The sequence below is a fragment of the Allonocardiopsis opalescens genome, assembly GCF_003002095.1.
In the GTDB taxonomy this organism is placed as follows: Bacteria; Actinomycetota; Actinomycetes; order Streptosporangiales; family Streptosporangiaceae; genus Allonocardiopsis; species Allonocardiopsis opalescens.
On sequence record NZ_PVZC01000008.1, the window covers coordinates 1 to 19471 of the forward strand.

Consider the following 19471-nt stretch of genomic DNA (forward strand, 5'->3'; position numbering starts at 1 on the left):
TGCGGATCTTCTACACGAGGGTCAATACAAAAGCATCAACCAAAATGCACTGGCTTTTAGCACACTGTTGAGTTCTCAAAACACAACCACCACACTGAGAAACCACCCGACTTCCGTCGAGCGCCCCTCAGGGCAACTTTCTTAATTTACCTTAGCAGCCGGCCCGAGTGCTAGTGCCCTCGTTGGCTGTTTCGGTGATCCTCACCCTACCCGAAGCGGAAGACCGCTCTGTACGTCGGTGAGGGGGTGCTGTGCGGTCCGGTTCCGGGGCCTTGCGGCTCCCGCCGTCCCGCGGCGCAGGAAGAACATTACGAGCGAAGGTGGAACGCGTCAAATCAGCGTTCGGCCCTGGGGAAGGGCCTGTCACGCCCGGGGTTCTCCCGCCGTCCGCCCCACACCGGGCGGGGGGGCATCGGTTGTCCTGCTTGTCTGACAGGGAGGGCCTACCCCTGCGTCCGTGGGTCAAAACACCGGAGGCGCCGCCGAAATTCCGCGACGGGGCCGTCCATGGGCGAGCACCAGGTCTCCACCTGCGCGGACACCGGCAGGCGGGAAGGTAGGAGCCTGTTCGGGCCGTCCGTCGGGCGGGTGTCCGATTCGTCCAAGCCGCCGCGCCGCGGGGATAGCCATACCCGCCACCATGAGTGTCGACCTGGCGCGCGCCGCCTCGTTCCTCGCCGGCCACGGCCGGCTGCTCGACCGGAGCCGATTCGGACTGCTGCTCGGCGAGGCGGAGCCGGACGCCGTGCTCGCCACCCTGGAGGGCTACCGCGATGACGACGGTGGTTGCGGCTGAGCTGCTCGCCGGCCGCGGCACTGGAGTGGCGCGGCTACGTGACGGTGGGCGCCGTGCTGATCCTGAAGCGGGCCGGACGGCTGCGGACGGGCTGAGCGGCGGGACCGCCGCCGCGGGCGGCGGGCAGACCTCTGCCTGGGACCTGGGGGGAACCCCTAGATCCAAGTATCCGGGAAAGGCGGCCGCCCTGGCAGGCCGCTTCTCCCGGCTGTGGACGGTGGGCGCCCTGCGGGCGGGTCGTCCACAGCCGGGAGTGCTGCGGCTTGCGGGCTCGGGCGGGTCGCTGCTACGGGCGGACCTCGACGCCGCCGATGCTGCGCTTGCCTCGGCGCAGGACCAGGTAGCGGCCGTGCAGCAGGTCGCCGGGGCCGGGCACGGCGTCGGCGTCGGCGATCTTGGTGTTGTTGAGGTAGGCGCCGCCCTCCTTGACGGCGCGGCGGGCCGCGGACTTGCTGGGGGTGAGCCCGGTCTCGGCGAGGAGGTCGACGACAGGCGGCAGGGCGCCGCCCTCGGCGGCGACCTCGGCCCTGGGCACCTCGGCGAGCGCGGCGGCGAGGGTGGGTTCGTCCAGCTCCTCCAGTGCGCCCTGGCCGAAGAGGGCGCGGCTGGCCGCGACGACCTTGGCGCACTCGTCGGCGCCGTGGACCAGTGTGGTCAGCTCCTCGGCGAGGGCGCGCTGGGCGGCGCGCGCGGCCGGGCGCTCGGCGGTCTGGCGCTCCAGCTCCTCGATCTCCGCGCGCTCCCGGAAGCTGAACACCTTGAGCAGTTTCGCGACGTCGCGGTCGTCGGAGTTGAGGAAGAACTGGTAGAGCGCGTACGGGCTGGTCAGCTCGCGGTCGAGCCAGACGGTGCCGGTCTCGGTCTTGCCGAACTTGGTGCCGTCGGCGCGTGTGATGAGCGTGGTGGACAGGGCGTGCACGCTGACGCCCTCAACGCGGTGGATCAGGTCGACTCCGGCCGTGATGTTGCCCCACTGGTCGCTGCCTCCCGTTTGCAGGGTGCAGCCGAAGCGGCGGTACAGCTGGAGGTAGTCCATGCCCTGGAGCACCTGGTAGCTGAACTCGGTGTAGCTGATCCCGGCGTCGGAGTTGAGGCGGCGCGCGACGGCGTCCTTGGTGATCATCTTGTTGACGCGGAAGTACTTGCCGACGTCGCGCAGGAACTCGATGGCCGACAGCGACGAGGTCCAGTCGAGGTTGTTCGCCATCCGCGCCGCGCTCGGGCCGGAGAAGTCCAGGAAGGGCTCGATCTGGACGCGGATGCGGTCGACCCAGCCCGCGACGACGGCCGGGTCGTTGAGGGTGCGTTCGGCCGTCGGCTTGGGGTCGCCGATCAGGCCGGTGGCGCCGCCGACGAGTCCGATGGGGCGGTGCCCGGCGAGCTGGAGGCGGCGCAGGGTGAGGATCTGCACCAGGTTGCCCAGGTGCAGGCTCGGCGCCGTGGGGTCGAATCCGCAATAGACGGTGACCGGGCCGGAGGCGAGCGCCTTGCGCAGCTCGTCCAGGTCGGTGGAGTGGGCGATCAGCCCGCGCCATTCGAGGTCGTCGATGATGTCGGTCACGGTCGTCATCCGTCTGCTCGGTTGCTCGTGGGTCGGTCCCTCCCACGGTATCGGCAACGGCGCTGCCGCCGCTCGCGCGTTTCGGGCGGGGCGGCTCAGGGCGCGGGGACGAAGAAGCGGTGACCGCCCTCGGCGGGGAGCAGCCAGGCGCCGCCGTCGGTCCATTCGACGGCGAAGGGCGCCCAGTCGCCGGACCCGGCGGCCCGCACCCGCAGCGGGCCGGCGGCGAGCACCCCGTCGTCCGCGAGGGTGAAGCCGTACCGGGTCAGCTCGCGGTTGAGCGCGGACTGCTGCTCGACCACCAGGACCAGGCCCGCCTCGTCCGGCGCCCGGACGCGCTGGATCTCTTGGACGGGGCCCCAGACCGTGCCGGCGCCCAGGTACAGTCCGGCGCCGAGGACCACGACGAGCAGGGCGGCGGTCGCGGCCGCGGCGCGCCGGTAGCCGGGCCGGAAGCCGCGGGCCGGGCCGGGGCGGGGCACGGTCACCACACTCCGGGGAAGCGCTCGGCCGGCACCCAGACCTGGTGCCCGGACTCCAGCCGGGCCAGCACGCCGTCCTCGGCCCATTCGACGGCCGCGACGGCCGCGGTCCCGCCGGGCGGCTCGATGCCGACGGTGTGCGGCGCGGCGAACCACCGCTGCCCCGTGGCGCCGGTGACGCCGGCGCGGCTGCCGACGCGCAGTTCGTAGCCGTCGGCGCCCAGTGGGCAGGGCGTGCGCACCAGGGCGAGGGTGACGGGGAGCGGTTCGCCGGCGCCGTCCAGGGTGTAGCGGCGGCCGGCGTCGGCGGAGTCCGACAGGTGGACGACGTCCTCGCGCCGGAGGCCGTCGAGGGCGAGCAGCGCGCCCGCGAGGACCGCGGCCGCCAGGACCAGGCCGGTGAGCACGCCGAGGGCGGTGCCGGTGGCGCGGGCCGCTCCCCCGCCCCGCTCGGCCTCGGCCGCGCCGCTCGCCGGATCGGGGTCGTCGTGCACGTGACTCATGACGTTCCGCCGGGGCGCGGGGTTCCGGCGCGCCGCCGGGGAGTGTGCCGCCGGTACGGGGAGACGGTGGCGTCGCCGGACAGGTGGAAGCGCCAGGGCAGTTCCGCGGCGGTGGAGATGCCGGTACGGGGTCCGGCGACGACGCGGTCGGACGGCGCCGGCTCGCCGGGCAGGACGCGCAGCGGCCCGTCGGGGTCGCACACGTCCAGGCCGTTGTGGCGCAGGTCCAGGCCGAGGGCCTGGGCGAGCCGGGCGGGGCCGCGGGCGAGTTCGCGGTCGGGGCGGGCGGCCGCCGCGGCGCCCCGCCGGGCCCTGGCCTGCTCGACGCCGGCCACGACCTCGCCGGCCCGCAGCAGCACCGCCGAGGCGGTGCCCTCCGGGCGGCAGACCAGGTTCAGGCAGTGGTGCATGCCGTAGGTGAAGTACACGTAGGCGTGCCCGGGCGGCCCGAAGGTGGCGGCGTTGCGCGGGGTGCGGCCCCGGTAGGAGTGCGCGGCGGGGTCCTCGCCCTGCCCCTCGTACGCCTCCACCTCGGTGATGCGCACGGCGACGGCGCCCTGCGGCGTGCGGTGCTCGATGACGCGGCCGATCAGCAGCGGGGCGACGTGCTCGGCGCGGCCGTCGAAGAAGGCGCGCGGCAGCGGGGACTGCGGTGGCGGTGGGGGCACCGCGCCAGGCTAGTGCCCCTCGGCTTTGCCGATCCAGGCGCGGTGCTCGGCCTGCTCGGCGCGGACCCGCTCCAGCTGCTCGGCGACGCGGGCGGGGGCGGTGCCGCCCTGGCCGTCGCGCGAGGCCAGCGAGCCGGCCACGGTGAGCACCTCGCGGACGCCGGGGGTGAGCAGCGGGGAGATACCGGCGAGTTCGCCGTCGGTGAGGTCCCACAGCTCCACGCCGCGCTCCTCGCAGCGGCGCACGCAGGCTCCGGCCAGCTCGTGGGCGGTGCGGAACGGGACGCCCTGGCGGACCAGCCACTCGGCGACGTCGGTGGCCAGCGCGAAGCCCTGTGGCGCCAGTTCGGCCATGCGCCCGGTGTTGAAGGTCAGGGTGGCGACCATGCCGGTGAAGGCGGGCAGCAGCAGCGCGAGCTGGTCGGCGGCGTCGAAGACCGGCTCCTTGTCCTCCTGGAGGTCGCGGTTGTAGGCGAGCGGGAGGCCCTTGAGGGTGGTGAGCAGGCCGGCGAGGTCGCCGATGAGGCGGCCGCTCTTGCCGCGCGCCAGTTCGGCGATGTCGGGGTTCTTCTTCTGCGGCATGATCGAGGAGCCGGTGGCGAAGGCGTCGTGCAGGGTGACGAAGGAGAACTCCTTGGTCGCCCAGAGGATGATCTCCTCCGACAGGCGGGAGAGGTCCACGCCGATCATGGCGGTGACGAACGCGAACTCCGCGACCACGTCGCGGGCGGCGGTGCCGTCGATGGAGTTGTGCACGGCGCCGTCGAAGCCGAGTTCGGCGGCGACCTCGGCCGGGTCCAGGCCGAGGGAGGACCCGGCGAGCGCGCCGGAGCCGTAGGGCGACACCGCCGCGCGGCGGTCCCAGTCGCGCAGCCGCTGCACGTCGCGCAGCAGCGGCCAGGCGTGGGCGAGCAGGTGGTGGGCGAGCAGCACGGGCTGGGCGTGCTGGAGGTGGGTGCGGCCGGGCAGGGCGGCGCCGGGGTGGGCGGCGGCCTGGTCGGCGAGCGCGCCCACCAGGTCCAGGACGCCGTCGGCGATGGACCTGGCCTGCTCGCGCAGGTACATGCGGACCAGGGTGGCGATCTGGTCGTTGCGGGAGCGGCCGGCGCGCAGCCGGCCGCCGAGTTCGGGGCCGACGCGCTCGATGAAGCCGCGCTCCAGGGCGGTGTGCACGTCCTCGTCGGCGGGCCTGGGGGTGAAGGTGCCGTCGGCGACGTCGGATTCCAGGCGGTCCAGGCCGTCCAGGGTGCCGGCGAGTTCATCGCGGTCGAGCAGCCCGGCGCGGTGCAGGGCGCGGGCGTGCGCGCGGGAGCCGGCGATGTCGTGGCGGGCCAGCCGCCAGTCGAAGTGGGTGCTCAGCGAGAGCGCGGCCAGGGCGTCGGCGGGTCCGTCGGCGAACCGGCCGCCCCACAGGCGCAGGGCGGGCTGCTGCTCGTCAGCCACGGTGGAGGGGTCCTCACGGGTCGGGGCCCGCGGGGCGGGCCGGGGCGGGTGCGGGTGTCCCCCATGGACGCGGGCGGTCCGCGGCCATGGGGGGGTGCGGCGGCGTCAGCCCTGCCGGCGGTCGCGCTCGGCGGCGATCTTGGCGGGCATGGACCAGATGTCGACGAAGCCCTTGGCGAGGGTCTGGTCGTAGGTGTCGCCGGTGTCGTAGGTGGCGAGCTGGTAGTCGTAGAGCGCCGAGGGGCTGCGCCGGCCGGTGACGACCGCGCGGCCGCCGTGCAGCACCAGGCGCACCTCGCCGCTGACGTGCCGGTTGGCCTGGTCGATGAAGCCGTCCAGGGCCTCCTTGAGCGGGGAGAACCACAGGCCGTCGTAGACGAGTTCGCCCCAGCGCTGGTCGACGGTGCGCTTGAAGCGGGCCAGCTCGCGCTCGACGGTGACGTTCTCCAGCTCCTGGTGGGCGGCGATCAGCGCGATGGCGCCGGGCGCCTCGTAGACCTCGCGGCTCTTGATGCCGACCAGGCGGTCCTCGACCATGTCGATGCGGCCGACGCCCTGCTCGCCGGCGCGCCGGTTCAGCTCCTCGATGATCTGCAGCGGGGTCAGCTCCTTGCCGTCGATGGCGGTGGGGACGCCCGCCTCGAAGGTGAGGACCAGTTCGTCGGCCTCGCGCGGGACGGCGGGGTCGCTGGTGTAGGAGTAGACGTCCTCGATGGGGCCGTTCCAGATGTCTTCGAGGAAGCCGGTCTCGACGGCGCGGCCCCACAGGTTCTGGTCGATGGAGTAGGGCGACTTCTTGGTGACGTCGATCGGCAGGCCCTTCTCGGCGGCGAAGGCGATGGCCTTGTCGCGGGTCATGCCGGAGTCGCGCACCGGGGCCAGGACGCGCAGTCCGGGGGCGAGGGCGGCCAGGCCGGCCTCGAAGCGCACCTGGTCGTTGCCCTTGCCGGTGCAGCCGTGCGCCACCATGGTGGCGTTGTGGTACTGGGCGGCATTGGCGAGGTGCTTGACGATCAGCGGCCGCGACAGCGCCGACACCAGCGGGTAGCGGTCCATGTAGAGGGCGTTGGCGCGCAGGGCGGGCAGGCAGAAGTCGGTGGCGAACTCGTCCTTGGCGTCGGCCACGACGGCCTCGACGGCGCCGCAGTCGATGGCGCGCTGCCGGATCGTCTCCAGGTCCTCGCCGCCCTGGCCGCAGTCGATGGCGACGGCCACCACCTCGGCTCCGGTCTCCTCGGCGATCCAGCCGATCGCCACGGAGGTGTCGAGTCCTCCTGAGTACGCGAGTACGACGCGCTCGGTCACGGGTTGTCTCCTTGCTGGAACGGGGTCGTCATGTGGGTGGCTGCGTGGAGCCGGGGGCGGTGGCCGCCTCAGGGCCGGTCGGCGGGCTCCGTGCCCGACCGGCCCTCGCTACGTCGGTCGGCCAGGGCCAGCAGCGCGGCGGCGAGGTCGCCGCCGCCCGCGGGGTCGCGGCTGATGACCAGGATGGTGTCGTCGCCGGCGATCGTGCCGAGCACCGAGCGCCAGTCGGCGTGGTCGATGGCGGAGGCGAGGAACTGCGCGGCGCCGGGCGGGGTGCGCACGATCACCATGTTCGCGGACGCCTCGGCGGAGACCAGCAGTTCGGCGCCGATCCGGGCCAGCCGGGCGTTGGGCGCCTCGGCGGGGCCGCCGCGCAGCTGGGCGCGGGGCAGCCGCTGGCCGCCTTCACCAGGGAGAACGTATACCAGCGACCCGTCTATGGTACGCAGTTTCACCGCGCCGAGCTCGTCGAGGTCGCGGGAGAGCGTGGCCTGGGTGACCTGGACGCCGGCGTCGGCGAGCCGGGCGGCCAGCTCGCTCTGGGAGCGCACGTCGTTGCGGGTGAGCAGCTCGGTGATCCTGGCGTGCCTGGCCGCCTTGGTGAGCGGGGCGGCGGCGCTGTCGGGGGCGGTCATCGCGGGTCCTGGCCGGTGAGGAAGCACAGCAGCGCCTTCTGGGCGTGCAGCCGGTTCTCGGCCTGGTCCCACACGGCGCTGCTCGGGCCGTCGATGACGGCGGCGGTGATCTCCTCGCCGCGGTGGGCGGGCAGGCAGTGCAGGACGACGGCGCCGGGCGCGGCCAGGGCGAGCTTGGTTTCGTCCAGTCGGTAGGGCAGGAAGGCGGTGTGCGGGCGGGCGGCGCCGTCGGGGCCTTCCTGGCCCATCGAGGTCCACACGTCGGTGGCGAGCACGTCGGCGCCTTCGGCGGCGGCCGCGGGGTCGTCGAGGACGGTGGCGGAGCCGCCGGTGGCGGCGGCGATCTCGGCGGCGCGGGCCAGCACGGCGGGGTCGGGGCGGTGGCCGCCGGGGCAGGCGACGCGGACGTGCATTCCGGCGGTGGCACCGCCGAGCAGGTAGGAGTGGGCCATGTTGTTGGCGCCGTCGCCGAAGTAGGCCAGGACGGCGCCGGCCAGCCGCCCCTGGCGCTCGCGGACGGTCTGCAGGTCGGCGAGGATCTGGCAGGGGTGGAATTCGTCGGTGAGGGCGTTCACCACCGGGACGCGGCTCGCGCCGGCCATCGCCTCGACGCGGTCCTGGCCGAAGGTGCGCCAGACGATCGCGGCGACCTGGCGGTCCAGCACGCGGGCGGTGTCCTCGATCGGTTCGCCGCGGCCGAGCTGGCTGCTGCCGGCGTCGATGACCAGCGGCTGGCCGCCGAGTTCGGCGATGCCGACGGCGAAGGACAGCCGGGTGCGGGTGGAGGGCTTGTCGAACAGGACGGCCACCGTGCGGGGGCCGGCCAGCGGGCGGTGCCCGTGGCGGTCCTTCTTGAGCCTGTCGGCGAGGTCGAGCACCTCGGTCTGCTCGGCGGGCGACAGGTCGTCGTCGCGGAGGAAGTGCCGGGTCATGGGGTGCCTCCGCTGGTGGCCGCGGTGTCGAGGATGCCGGGGAGCGCCGCGAGGAAGGCGTCGGCCTCGGCGCGGGTGATGACGAGCGGCGGGGCCAGCCGGACGGTGCCGGGGGCGACCGCGTTGACGAGGAAGCCGGCGTCGGCGGCGGCCCGCTGCACCTGGGCCGCGATCGGGCGGGTGAGCGGGACGCCCAGCCACAGGCCGCTGCCGCGCACCCCGGCGACGAGGGGGTGGGCGGTGGCGCGGATGCCGTCGGCGAGCCGGGCGCCGACCTCGGTGGCGCGGGCCAGCAGGCCGTCGGTGTCGATGGTGTCGATGACGGCGAGCGCGGCGGCGGCGGCGACGGGGTTGCCGCCGAAGGTGGAGCCGTGGTCGCCGGTGCCGAAGGCGGTGCCGTAGCGGCCGATGCCGACGCAGGCGCCGATCGGGAGGCCGCCGCCCAGGCCCTTGGCCAGGGTGATGATGTCGGGGACGACGCCGGCGGCCTGGTGGGCGAACCAGTGGCCGGTGCGGCCGAGGCCGCTCTGGATCTCGTCCAGGACGAAGGCGGCGCCCGCCGCGGAGGTGATCTCTCGCACCTGGGCCAGGTACCCGGCGGGCGGCTCGACGATCCCCGCCTCGCCCTGGGTGGGCTCGACGAAGACGCCGGCGCACCGCTCGGTGACGGCCGCGCGCAGCGCCTCGGCGTCGCCGTAGGGGACGAAGCGCACGTCGACGCCGAAGGGGCCGAAGGGCTCGCGGATGGCGGGCTTGCCGGTGAGGGCGAGGGCGCCGGAGGTGCGGCCGTGGAAGGCGTCGGAGGTGGAGACCAGGTAGTCGCGGCCGGGGCCGGCGGCGCGCTTGACCAGCTTGAGGGCGGCCTCGTTGGCCTCGGTGCCGGAGTTGGCGAAGAAGACCCTGCCGTCGGCGCCGAGCAGGCCGAGCAGCCGCTCGGCCAGGTCGACCTCGCCGGGGTGCAGGTAGAGGTTGCTGGTGTGGGCGAGGGTGGCGACCTGGGCGGAGACCGCGTCGACCAGGGCCGGGTGGGCGTGGCCGAGGGATGAGACGGCGATTCCGGCGACGAGGTCGAGGTAGGCGCGGCCGTCGGCGTCCCAGACCCTGCAGCCCTGGCCGCGCACCAGGGCGAGCGGCGGGGTGCCGTAGGTGGGCATCAGCGCGGCACCGAACCGCCCTTGCAGTTCGGCGGTGCGCGGCCCGGTGCCCGCGGCCTGCGGGGTGTGGGCCTGCTGGGCGGTCATCGGGCTCCCTCCCGTGGGGTGTGGCCGCTGCCGAGGGGCGCGGGGTGCACGTCGGGGTCGGGGTCGGGGTCCGGCACGACCATGGTTCCGACCCCTTCGTCCGTGAAGACCTCCAGGAGCATGGAGTGCGGGACGCGGCCGTCCAGGACGTGGGCCTGGGGGACGCCGCCGCGCACGGCGCGCAGGCAGGCCTCCATCTTGGGGACCATGCCGGCCGACAGCGAGGGCAGCAGGTCTTCCAGTTCGGCGGCGGTGAGGCGGCTGATCAGGTCGTCGGTGTCGGGCCAGTCGGCGAACAGGCCCTCGACGTCGGTGAGGACGATCAGCTTGGCGGCGTCCAGGGCGGCGGCGAGCGCGGCGGCGGCCGTGTCGGCGTTGACGTTGTAGACGCCGCCGTCGGCGCCGCGGGCGACGCTGGCGATGACGGGGATGCGGCCGTCGTCGAGCAGGCTGCGCACCGCGCCGGTCTCGACCCGCACCACCTCGCCGACCATGCCGATGTCGACGGGTTCGCCGTCGACCAGGGCGTGCTTGCGCTCGGCGGTGAACAGGTGGGCGTCCTCGCCGGACATGCCGACGGCGAAGGGGCCGTACTGGTTGACCAGGCCGACCACGTCGCGGTTGACCTGGCCGACCAGCACCATCCGGACCACGTCCATGGTCTCGGGGGTGGTGACCCGCAGTCCGGCGGTGAAGTGCGAGCGGACGCCGAGGCGGTCGAGGTGGGCGTTGATCTGGGGGCCGCCGCCGTGCACGACGACGACGCGGATGCCGGCGTAGCGCAGGAAGACGATGTTCTGCGCGAAGACCTCGCGCAGTTCCCGGTCGGCCATGGCGTGGCCGCCGTACTTGACGACGACCGTGCGGCCGTGGAAGCGCTGCATCCAGGGCAGCGCCTCGATGAGGGTGGCGGCGCGGCCGGCGAGGGCGTCGACGCGGCGGGCCCGCTGGGCGGCGGTCTCGTCCAGGACGAGAGGGCCTTCGGTCTCGGTGCTCATGTCGAGTACGCCGAGTTCTCGTGGACGTAGTCGGCGGTGAGGTCGGTGGTCCAGATGGTCGCGGCGTCGCTGCCGGCGGCGAGGTCGACGGTGATGGTGACCTCGCGGCCGCGCATGTCGACCTTTGCTCGGTCGTCGCCGACGGTGCCGCCGCGGCAGATCCAGACGCCGTTGATGGCGACGTTGACGCGGTCGGGTTCGAAGGCGGCGTCGGTGGTGCCGACGGCGGACAGCACCCGGCCCCAGTTGGGGTCCTCGCCGTGGACGGCGCACTTGAGCAGGGCGCTGCGGGCGACGGCCCGGCCGGCGGCGACGGCGTCGGCCTCTCCGGCGGCGCCGACGACCTCGATGGCGATGGACTTGCTGGCGCCCTCGGCGTCGGTGATGAGCTGGCGGCAGAGGTCGGCGCAGACGGCGGTGACCTGCTGCTGGAACTCGGCGAGCTCGGGGGTGGTGCCGCTGGCGCCGCTGGCCAGCAGCAGCACGGTGTCGTTGGTGGACATGCAGCCGTCGGTGTCGACGCGGTCGAAGGTGGTGGCGGTGGCGGTGCGCAGCACCGCGTCGAGCTGCTCGGCGGGCAGGTCGGCGTCGGTGGTGATGACGCAGAGCATGGTGGCGAGTGCGGGGGCGAGCATGCCGGCGCCCTTGGCCATGGCGCCGACGGTGTAGCCCTCGCCGCGGCGGAAGGCGAACTTGGCGACGGTGTCGGTGGTGCGGATGGCGTCGGCGGCGTTGATGCCGCCGTCGCGGGAGGCGGCGGGGACGGCCTCGTCCAGGCCGGCCAGCAGGGCGTCCATCGGCAGCCGCTCGCCGATCAGGCCGGTGGAGCAGACCGCGATCTCGGCGGCGGAGTCGTCGAGCAGCGCGGCGGCGTGCTCGGCGGTGGTGTGGGTGTCGGTGAAGCCGTCGGCGCCGGTGCAGGCGTTGGCGCCGCCGGAGTTGAGGACGACGGCTCGGACCCTGCCGCCGCGCAGCACCTGCTGCGACCACAGGACGGGGGCGGCCTTCACCCGGTTGGCGGTGAACACGCCTGCGGCGGCGCGCGAGGGGCCGTCGTTGACCACGACGGCGACGTCGCGCGAGCCGCTCGGCTTGAGGCCGGCGGCCACGCCTGCGGCGCGGAATCCCAGCGGAGCGGTGACGCTCACGGTGTCTCCCTATGTTCCCGGTACTGCTCGGTGGTCGCCGTCCGGCCTGGGGCCGGGGGCGCCTGGCGGCGGCGGTGCGCCCGCGCCTGTGCACGGGCCGTCCGGTTCCGGACGCCGTCGTCCACAACCGGGGCCGGCCCCGCGCGCGGCGCACCCCGCGGCGGAATGATGGTGTGCAGGGGTGTCCCCCCGGGGTGGGCGGGGGTGGGTCTTCATGGGGCGGGGTGCCGGGGCGGCGGAAGGCGTCATGGGGCCAGGCCCGTGGTGGGGAGGCCGGTGGTCTCGGGGAGGCCGAGGGCGATGTTGGCGCTCTGCACGGCGCCGCCCGCGGTGCCCTTGGTGAGGTTGTCGATGGCGGCCACCGCCACGATCCGGCCGGCCGCCTCGTCCAGGGCCGCCTGCACCAGCACGGTGTTGGCGCCGAGGGTGGCCGAGGTGGCGGGCCAGCCGCCCTCGGGGAGCAGGCGGATGAAGGGCTCGCCGGCGTAGGCGTCCTGGTAGGCGGCGCGCAGCCGCGCGGCGGTGGTGCCGGGGCGCGCCGGGGCCGAGCAGGTGGCCAGGATGCCGCGCGGCATCGGCACCAGCATCGGGGTGAACGACACCCGCACCGGCCGCCCGGCCGCGGCGGTGAGGTTCTGCGCGATCTCGGGGGTGTGGCGGTGGGTGCCGGCCATGCCGTAGACGCTGGCCGAGCCCATCACCTCGCTGCCGAGCAGGTGGGGCTTTGGCGCCCTGCCCGCGCCCGAGGTGCCGGAGGCGGCCACCACGACGACGTCGGCCTCGGCCAGCCCGGCGGTGAGCGCGGGCAGCACGGCGAGGGTGGCCGCGGTCGGGTAGCAGCCGGGCACCGCGATCCGGCGGGCGGTGCGCAGCCGCTCGCGGGCGCCGGGCAGCTCGGGCAGGCCGTAGGGCCAGGTGCCGGCGTGCGGGGTGCCGTAGAAGCGCTGCCAGTCGCCGGCGTCGGCGAGGCGGAAGTCGGCGCCGCAGTCCACGACCAGGGTGTCGGGCCCCAGCCGCGCGGCGAGCGCCGCGGACTGGCCGTGGGGCAGGGCCAGGAAGACGACGTCGTGGCCGGCCAGGGCGTCGGGGGTGGTGGCTTCCAGGACGCGGTCGGCCAGCGGGGCCAGGTGCGGCTGGAGCTCGCCCAGTCGGGTGCCGGCGTTGCCGCCCGCGGTGAGCGCGCCGATCTCGATGCGGGGGTGGCCGAGCAGCAGCCGCAGCAGTTCGCCGCCGGCGTACCCGCTGGCCCCCGCGACCGCGGCCCGCATGCCCATGGCGCCCCTCCCCCGTCGGCTCTTCGGCCCTTTCCGCGCTCTACGGTAACGGAACACTATGCATTCTGTCGAATGTTCATGCAGTGAGCTTGATCATCCGTAACGGGGGCCGAACCTGTCCGATACGTCCCGGAAACGGCCCGCCCGTACAACCGAAGCCGCGCCCGAGGCGCGCACCGGCCGCGTCAGGCCAGGTGGAGCGGCTCGACAGAGAGGATCGGCATGCCAGCACACGACCACGACGAAGCGGGTGCGGAGGCCAGACGCACCCTGATCGACGGCCTCGGCCGGCGCGGGTTCTTCCGGGCGGCCGCCACCGTCGGCGCCGCCGGGGCCGGCGCGCAGCTGCTGGGCGCGGCCCCCGCCGCGGCCTCGGCCCGTCCCGCCGGCTCGCCGCCCGGCGTCGGACTGGACGTGCTCCAGCCCGGCGCCGGCCCGATCCGCGGACGGTACCTGGAGTCCACCCCCGAGACCGTCAGCTGGGGGCTGATGCCCAACCGGCGCAGCCGCCCGGCGCTGCGGGTGGACTCCGGCACCGTGGTGACGATCGACACCGTCTCGCACGAGGGCGTCCTGGCCGACCAGGGCCGCGACCCCGACGGCTACTTCGGCGACCACGGCGTGCCGCGCGAACGGGTGCTCGCCGACGCCCGCGCGATCGCCGCCTCCGGCATCGAGCACGACCCCGCGTCCATGGGCCCGCACGTCATCACCGGGCCGATCGACGTACGCGGCGCGCGCCCCGGCGACGTGCTCAAGGTGGAGGTGCTGGACCTGCGCACCCGGGTGCCCTACGGGGTGGTGTCCAACCGGCACGGCCGCGGTGCCCTGCCGGGCGAGCTGCCCGAGGACATCGTCGGCGACCCGTCGACGGCGCCCTACCTGAACGAGGGCGGCAACATCTCGGTGTTCACCCCGCTGGTGCGGCGGCGCGGCTCGGTGCTGGCGGAGCTGCCGGCGGGAACGGCGGCGGTGCGGTTCCCGCTCAGTCCCTTCCTGGGGATCATGGGCGTCGGCACCGACACCTTCGAAGCGGTGAACTCGATCCCGCCGACCGTCGCGGGCGGCAATCTCGACATCAACGAGCTCGGCGTCGGCTCGGTGCTGTACCTGCCGGTGCAGCTGCCGGGGGCACAGTTCGTCGCTGCCGACCCGCACTTCGCCCAGGGCGACGGCGAGGTCGCGCTGACCGCGCTGGAGGGCTCGCTGCGGGCGACGCTGCGGCTCACCCGGATCCGGCCGGGAGGCGACGCCCCCGCGATCGCCTTCGACCGGCCCTTCGCCGAGACCGACGAGCACTGGATCCCGATCGGACTGTCGGACTGGCACGCCGGATCGTCGCTCTCGCTGGACACCGCGATGAAGGAGGCCGTCCGCAACGCGCTGCGGTTCCTGACCGAGGAGCACGGCATGGCCCCCGCCGTCGCCTACGCCTACCTGTCGGCCGCGACCGACTTCGAGGTGTCGCAGGTGGTGGACCGCACCACCGGCATCCACGCGCTGATCCGCAAGGCGGACTTCGCGGACTGAGCCGTGGCGGGCCCGGTCCGCTCGGGGCGGCCGGGCCCGCCACCACTGTGGCGCAGGCGCCTTCGCCGCCGTGTCCGCGGCGGGTAACGGTGTCGCGGCATTGTCAGGATCTCGTGACATTGGGCGGGTGTGCGAGGCCGCCGACCCCGGTGGGGTGATAATGGCGGGCGTGACTGCGATCCTGCTGGTGGAAGACGATCCGTCGGCGCGCATCGGGCTCGAACTGGCGCTGAGCCGCCAGGGCCACACCGTGACGGCGCGCTCCACCGGCGAGGAGGCCCTCGACGCCGTGCGCACGCAGCGCCCCGAACTGGTGGTGCTCGACGTGATGCTGCCCCGCATGGACGGCTTCGAGGTGTGCCGCCGGATCCGCAGCCGCGACCAGCTGCCGATCATCCTCCTCACCGCGCGCAGCGACGACCTGGACGTGATCGTGGGTCTGGAGGCGGGGGCCGACGACTACGTCGTCAAGCCGGTGGAGCCGCGGGTACTGGACGCGCGCATCCGCGCGGTGCTGCGCCGGGCGGAGAGCACGCCGCTGAGCCGGTCGACCTACGGCGACATCGTGCTGGACCGGGCCGCGCTGAAGGTGACCAAGGGCGGGCAGGACGTGCACCTGACCTCCACCGAGCTGCGGCTGCTGCTGGAGCTGACCCGCAACGCCGGGCAGGTGATGAGCCGCCAGCAGCTGCTGCGGGAGGTCTGGGACCACGACTACCTGGGCGACTCCCGGCTGGTCGACGCCTGCGTGCAGCGGGTGCGCGCCAAGATCGAGCCCGACCCGGCCGCACCGACCCTGATCCAGACCGTGCGCGGCTTCGGCTACCGCTTCGCCGCACCGTGAGGCCCGGGCGCGCCCCCGGCGAACCGTCGGCGCCCGCACCCTCGGACGCGCCCGCGCCCTCAGACGCCGCCGCGCGCTCCGATCCGCCCGGGGCCGATCCGCCCAGGGAGGCCGATCCGCCCGCGGCGGCCGCCCCGCCCGGCACCGATCCGCCGCCCGATGCCCCCGCTCCCGGTTCCGCCCCTCGCGACACGGTTCCGCCCGACTCCCCCGCATCCCCCTCCCGCCCAGGGGGGCGACCCCACATCCAGTATCCCGCGCCGAAGTCGCGTGTCGCGAGGGCCGGGCGGGGGCTGTGGACAAGGCTGGTCCGCGCGGTGCGCCTGTGGACGGGCGGCGTGCGCGGCGGGGCGGTCCGTGGTAGCGGGACCGGGCGGCGCTGGTGGCGGGCGCCGGTGCTGCGCTCGCTGCGGTCGCGGCTGATCATCACCTTCACGCTGGTCGCGCTGACCTCGACGGTGCTGGTGTCAGTGTTCACCTACGCGCTCGTGCGCAACCAGCTGCTCGAACCCGCCCAGGACGCCGCGCTCAACCATGTGCGCGAGGTCCTCGCCTACCAGGCGTCGCCGGAGCTGCTGCGCACACCCGACGGCCCGCCCGACGACACGCTGGAGGACCTGGCCCAGGAGCTGCGCGCGGGCAGCAACGGCAGTGTGCTGATGACCTTCGAGGACGAGGTGCGGGTGATGGACCGCTTCGGCCCGGCCGACGTGCCGCCCGAGCTGGCCGCCCTCGCCGAGACCGATATCGGCTTCCAGCGCGTCCAGCAGCCCGACGGGCCCTGGGTGGTCATCGGCACCCGGGTGCACGTCCCCAGCGCCGCCAGCCAGACCGGCATGCCGAGCCCGCTGCGCGTCTACGTGTTCATCTCCCTCAACGAGCAGCAGCAGGAGCTGGACCGGCTGGAGCAGACCTTCACCCGCACCGGCGCCGCCGCCGTCGGCTGCGCGCTGGTGATCGGCGCGGTGCTGGCGGCCAGCGTCCTCAAGCCGGTGCGGCGCTTCCGCGACGCCGCCCGCCGCCTGGGCCTCGGCCACCTCGACACCCGCGTCGAGGTGCGCGGCGGCGACGAGCTGGCCGACCTGGCGCACACCTTCAACGAGAGCGCGGTGGCGCTGCAGCGGGCCGTGGAGGAGCTGCGCCGGATGGAGGCCAACGCCCGCCGCTTCGCCGCCGACGTCTCCCACGAGCTGCGCACCCCGCTGACCGCGATGACCGCCGTCAGCGACGTGCTGGAGGAGGAGTCCGAGCGGCTGCCGCCCGACACGCAGACGGCCGCGCGGCTGGTCGCGTCGGAGACCAGGCGGCTGCACCGGCTGGTGGAGGACCTGCTTGAGATCAGCCGCCTGGACGCGGGCGTGAGCGCGCTCTCCCCCGACGACGTCGCGGTGGGCGAGGCGCTGCGCGAGTGCCTGCGGGCGCGTGGTTGGACCGACCGGGTCGACATCGACGCGCCCGCCGAGCTGCGGGCCCGGGTCGACCCGCGCCGCTTCGACGTGATCGTGGCCAATCTGGTCGGCAACGCGCTGCGCCACGGCGCGCCGCCGGTCACCGTCACGGCGCGGGCGGCCGAGGACGCGGACCTGGAGATCACCGTCCGCGACCACGGCCCCGGCATCCCCTCCGGGATGCTCACCGACGTGTTCGAGCGCTTCGTCAAGGCCGACAGCTCCCGGGGCGGCGCGGGCGGCAGCGGTCTGGGGCTGGCCATCGCCCTGGCCAACGCCTCGCTGCACGGCGGCGGCATCGAGGCGCGCAACGACGGCGGCGCGGTGTTCACGGTGCGGCTGCCCGCCGGTCCGGCGGACCCGTCATGACCGCGCCGCCGCGCCGCGCCGCGGCCGCCGGGCTGCTCGCCGCCGCGCTGCTCGCCGCCGGGTGCGGGGTGCAGCCCAGTTCCGGCGCGGTCTCGGCCGGGCAGGCGCCGATCGCCAACGGCGAGGTGAGCCAGGGCAGCATCGTCTACTTCGTGGACGCCGGCAACGCGCTGACCGGGGTGTGGCGCCGGGAGTCGCGGCTGGAGCCCGAGGCGGTGCTGCTCCGGCTGCTGGAGGGCCCCACGGCGGTGGAGGCCGGGCGCGGCCTGCGCGACGAGCTGGCCGGCCGCGTCGCGCTCGCCGACGCCCGGCGCTCCGAGTCGGTGCTGGACATCTACGTGACCCCGATGGCCGACGCCGGGGCGCCCGCGGTGCAGGAGCCCGACGCTCCGTCGATCTGGACCTGGGCTCCGCTGGAGCCGCTGGGCGTCGCGCAGCTGGTCTGCACCGGCCAGGCGCTGCCCGAGGTCGACGCGGCGCGGGTGTGGTACCTCGTGCCTGGCGGCGGCGTCGTCGAGGTGCCCGACCCGGGCCTGTCGTGCTGACGGCCGGTGCGGGCCCGGCTCAGCGGGTCCGCCGGACCCGCCCCTCCGACCACACCGGCTCCGGCGCCTCGTACACCGAGCCGTCGGCGCCGAAGACCAGGTAGCGGTCGAAGGACCGGGCGAACCAGCGGTCGTGGGTGACCGCGAGCACGGTGCCCTGGAAGGTCTCCAGCGCGCTCTCCAGCGCCTCGGCGGAGTCCACGTCGAGGTTGTCGGTGGGCTCGTCCAGCAGCAGCATGGTGGCGCCGGACAGTTCGAGCAGCAGGATCTGGAAGCGGGCCTGCTGCCCGCCCGACAGCCACTCGAAGCGCTGGTCGCGCTGGCCCACCAGCTCGTAGCGGTGCAGTGCGGGCGCGGCCTCCTCCAGCGGCATGGCGTGGTCCTCGGCCAGGACGGCGGCCAGGGTGCGGCCCAGCCACTCGGGGTGGTGGTGGGTCTGCGCGAAGTGCCCGGGCACGACGCGTGCGCCCAGCCGCGCCTCGCCGGTGTGCGCGACCGTCGAGGCGCCGCCGGCGCCGGTCTCGGCCAGCAGCCGCAGGAAGTGCGACTTGCCCGAGCCGTTGGAGCCGAGCACGGCCAGCCGCTCGCCGTAGAACACCTCCAGGTCGAAGGGGCGCATCAGTCCGGTCAGCTCCAGGTCCACGCAGGTGAGGGCGCGGACCCCGGTGCGGCCGCCGCGCAGCCGGATGGTGATGTCCTGGTCGCGCGGCGGCTCGGGCGGCGGCCCCTCCGCCTCGAAGCGGGCCAGCCGGGTCTGCGCGGCGCGGTAGCGGCTGGCCATGCCGTCGTTGTTGGCGGCCTTGATGCGCAGGTTGCGGACCAGCTCCTTGAGCTTGGCGTGCTCCTCGTCCCAGCGCCGCCGCAGCTCAGCGAAGCGGGCGTGCCGGTTGCCGCGCGCCTCGTGGTATCCGGCGAAGCCGCCGCCGTGCACCCACACGCGGTTGCCGCCGGAGCGGGAGCCCTCGACGGTGACGATGTGGCTGGCGGTCCTGGCCAGCAGCTCCCGGTCGTGGCTGACGTACAGGACCGTCTTGGGGGTGGCGGTCAGCTGCTCCTCCAGCCAGGTCTTGCCGGGCACGTCGAGGTAGTTGTCGGGCTCGTCCAGCAGCAGCACCTGGTCGGGTCCGCGCAGCAGCGCCTCCAGCGCCAGCCGCTTCTGCTCCCCGCCGGACAGGGTGGACAGCTCGCGGTACTGGGCGTCGTTGAAGGGGACGCCCAGGGCGGCGACGGTGCAGGCGTCCCACAGCACCTCGGCCTCGTAGCCGCCGGCGTCGGCCCAGTCGGCGAGCGCCTGTGCGTAGCGCAGCTGCACGGGCTCGTCGTCGGACTCCATCATGGCCAGTTCGGCGGCGTCGTGCTCGCGGGCGGCGGCGCGCAGCCGCGGCGGCGCCACCGACACCAGCAGGTCCCGCACGGTGGCCGAGGCGCCCAGCGGGCCCTCGGGTTCGTCGGGGTCGGCGGCCGCCCCGGTGTCGGCGCCGTGGACGCCGATGAACTGGCGCATCACGCCGAGCCCGCCGCTGCGGGTGACCGCGCCGGCGTTGGGCGAGAGGTCGCCGGCCACGATGCGCAGCAGGGTGGTCTTGCCGCTGCCGTTGGCGCCGACGAGCGCCGCCTTCATCCCGTCGCCCACCCGGAACGAGACCTCGTCCAGCAGCGGACGCCCGTCAGGCAGCCGGTAGTGCACGCCGGTCAGATCGATGTGGCCCACGAGAACCCCATTGTGGTGCGCCCCGGTGGCCAGGCCAA

18 protein-coding genes are annotated in these 19471 nt (G+C 74.7%); 5 read left to right on the forward strand and 13 right to left on the reverse strand.

The window, feature by feature from the left end; translation table 11 throughout:
- The first annotated feature begins 640 nt into the window (after positions 1-640).
- A complete protein-coding gene (locus CLV72_RS32370) occupies positions 641-796 on the forward strand; it encodes a hypothetical protein (RefSeq protein ID WP_170141093.1) in 156 nt (51 codons plus the stop codon).
- A gap of 286 nt (positions 797-1082) precedes the next feature.
- On the opposite strand, the gene tyrS is transcribed toward CLV72_RS32370, so the two are convergent.
- From tyrS to argC, 12 genes are all read right to left on the reverse strand, one after another.
- Positions 1083-2357: a tyrosine--tRNA ligase gene (gene tyrS / locus CLV72_RS23785; RefSeq protein ID WP_106251305.1), complete on the reverse strand. Its 1275-nt coding sequence runs from the start codon at positions 2355-2357 to the stop codon at positions 1083-1085.
- A 95-nt stretch (positions 2358-2452) separates the two neighbouring features.
- Entirely contained in the window at positions 2453-2845 is a 393-nt protein-coding gene (locus CLV72_RS23790) for a hypothetical protein (protein ID WP_106250523.1), read from the reverse strand.
- Complete coding sequence (locus CLV72_RS23795) at positions 2842-3342, reverse strand: hypothetical protein (protein WP_146159543.1); 501 nt, start codon at positions 3340-3342, stop codon at positions 2842-2844. Before CLV72_RS23795 ends, CLV72_RS23790 begins: the two co-directional genes overlap by 4 nt.
- Positions 3339-4010, reverse strand: coding sequence for a DNA-3-methyladenine glycosylase (locus tag CLV72_RS23800; RefSeq protein ID WP_106250528.1), 672 nt, complete (start codon positions 4008-4010; stop codon positions 3339-3341). Before CLV72_RS23800 ends, CLV72_RS23795 begins: the two co-directional genes overlap by 4 nt.
- A 9-nt stretch (positions 4011-4019) precedes the next feature.
- Complete coding sequence (argH, locus tag CLV72_RS23805; RefSeq protein ID WP_106250531.1) at positions 4020-5453, reverse strand: argininosuccinate lyase; 1434 nt, start codon at positions 5451-5453, stop codon at positions 4020-4022.
- Positions 5454-5558: 105 nt separating this feature from the next.
- Positions 5559-6758, reverse strand: a complete 1200-nt coding sequence (locus tag CLV72_RS23810) for an argininosuccinate synthase (RefSeq protein ID WP_106250533.1) — start codon at positions 6756-6758, stop codon at positions 5559-5561.
- A 68-nt stretch (positions 6759-6826) separates the two neighbouring features.
- Positions 6827-7393 carry an arginine repressor gene (locus CLV72_RS23815; RefSeq protein WP_106250535.1) on the reverse strand — a complete coding sequence of 189 codons (567 nt, stop codon included), beginning with the start codon at positions 7391-7393 and terminating at the stop codon, positions 6827-6829.
- Entirely contained in the window at positions 7390-8325 is a 936-nt protein-coding gene (gene argF / locus CLV72_RS23820) for an ornithine carbamoyltransferase (protein ID WP_106250537.1), read from the reverse strand. The genes CLV72_RS23815 and argF overlap by 4 nt, the downstream gene beginning before the upstream one ends.
- Positions 8322-9566 carry an acetylornithine transaminase gene (locus CLV72_RS23825; protein ID WP_106250539.1) on the reverse strand — a complete coding sequence of 415 codons (1245 nt, stop codon included), beginning with the start codon at positions 9564-9566 and terminating at the stop codon, positions 8322-8324. Before CLV72_RS23825 ends, argF begins: the two co-directional genes overlap by 4 nt.
- The gene (gene argB, locus CLV72_RS23830; RefSeq protein ID WP_425428120.1) at positions 9563-10450 is read right to left on the reverse strand and encodes an acetylglutamate kinase; all 888 of its coding nucleotides are present in this window, start codon (positions 10448-10450) and stop codon (positions 9563-9565) included. The genes CLV72_RS23825 and argB overlap by 4 nt, the downstream gene beginning before the upstream one ends.
- A gap of 110 nt (positions 10451-10560) precedes the next feature.
- Entirely contained in the window at positions 10561-11712 is a 1152-nt protein-coding gene (gene argJ, locus CLV72_RS23835) for a bifunctional glutamate N-acetyltransferase/amino-acid acetyltransferase ArgJ (protein ID WP_106250543.1), read from the reverse strand.
- A 245-nt stretch (positions 11713-11957) separates the two neighbouring features.
- Positions 11958-12986 (reverse strand): N-acetyl-gamma-glutamyl-phosphate reductase, encoded by a 1029-nt coding sequence (argC, locus tag CLV72_RS23840; RefSeq protein WP_106250545.1) that lies wholly within the window; start codon positions 12984-12986, stop codon positions 11958-11960.
- Between the two features lie 222 nt (positions 12987-13208).
- Here argC and CLV72_RS23845 point away from each other — a divergent pair, with 222 nt between their 5' ends.
- From CLV72_RS23845 to CLV72_RS23860, 4 genes are all read left to right on the forward strand, one after another.
- Complete coding sequence (locus tag CLV72_RS23845; protein ID WP_106250548.1) at positions 13209-14516, forward strand: acetamidase/formamidase family protein; 1308 nt, start codon at positions 13209-13211, stop codon at positions 14514-14516.
- 169 nt (positions 14517-14685) lie between these two features.
- Positions 14686-15360 (forward strand): response regulator, encoded by a 675-nt coding sequence (locus CLV72_RS23850; protein WP_211303083.1) that lies wholly within the window; start codon positions 14686-14688, stop codon positions 15358-15360.
- A gap of 317 nt (positions 15361-15677) precedes the next feature.
- Entirely contained in the window at positions 15678-17177 is a 1500-nt protein-coding gene (locus CLV72_RS23855; RefSeq protein WP_245930408.1) for a sensor histidine kinase, read from the forward strand.
- Positions 17174-17722 carry a GerMN domain-containing protein gene (locus CLV72_RS23860; protein WP_106250555.1) on the forward strand — a complete coding sequence of 183 codons (549 nt, stop codon included), beginning with the start codon at positions 17174-17176 and terminating at the stop codon, positions 17720-17722. The genes CLV72_RS23855 and CLV72_RS23860 overlap by 4 nt, the downstream gene beginning before the upstream one ends.
- 19 nt (positions 17723-17741) lie before the next feature.
- Here CLV72_RS23860 and CLV72_RS23865 read toward each other — a convergent pair whose 3' ends face one another.
- Positions 17742-19433 (reverse strand): ABC-F family ATP-binding cassette domain-containing protein, encoded by a 1692-nt coding sequence (locus tag CLV72_RS23865; protein WP_106251306.1) that lies wholly within the window; start codon positions 19431-19433, stop codon positions 17742-17744.
- Between the last annotated feature and the right edge of the window lie 38 nt (positions 19434-19471).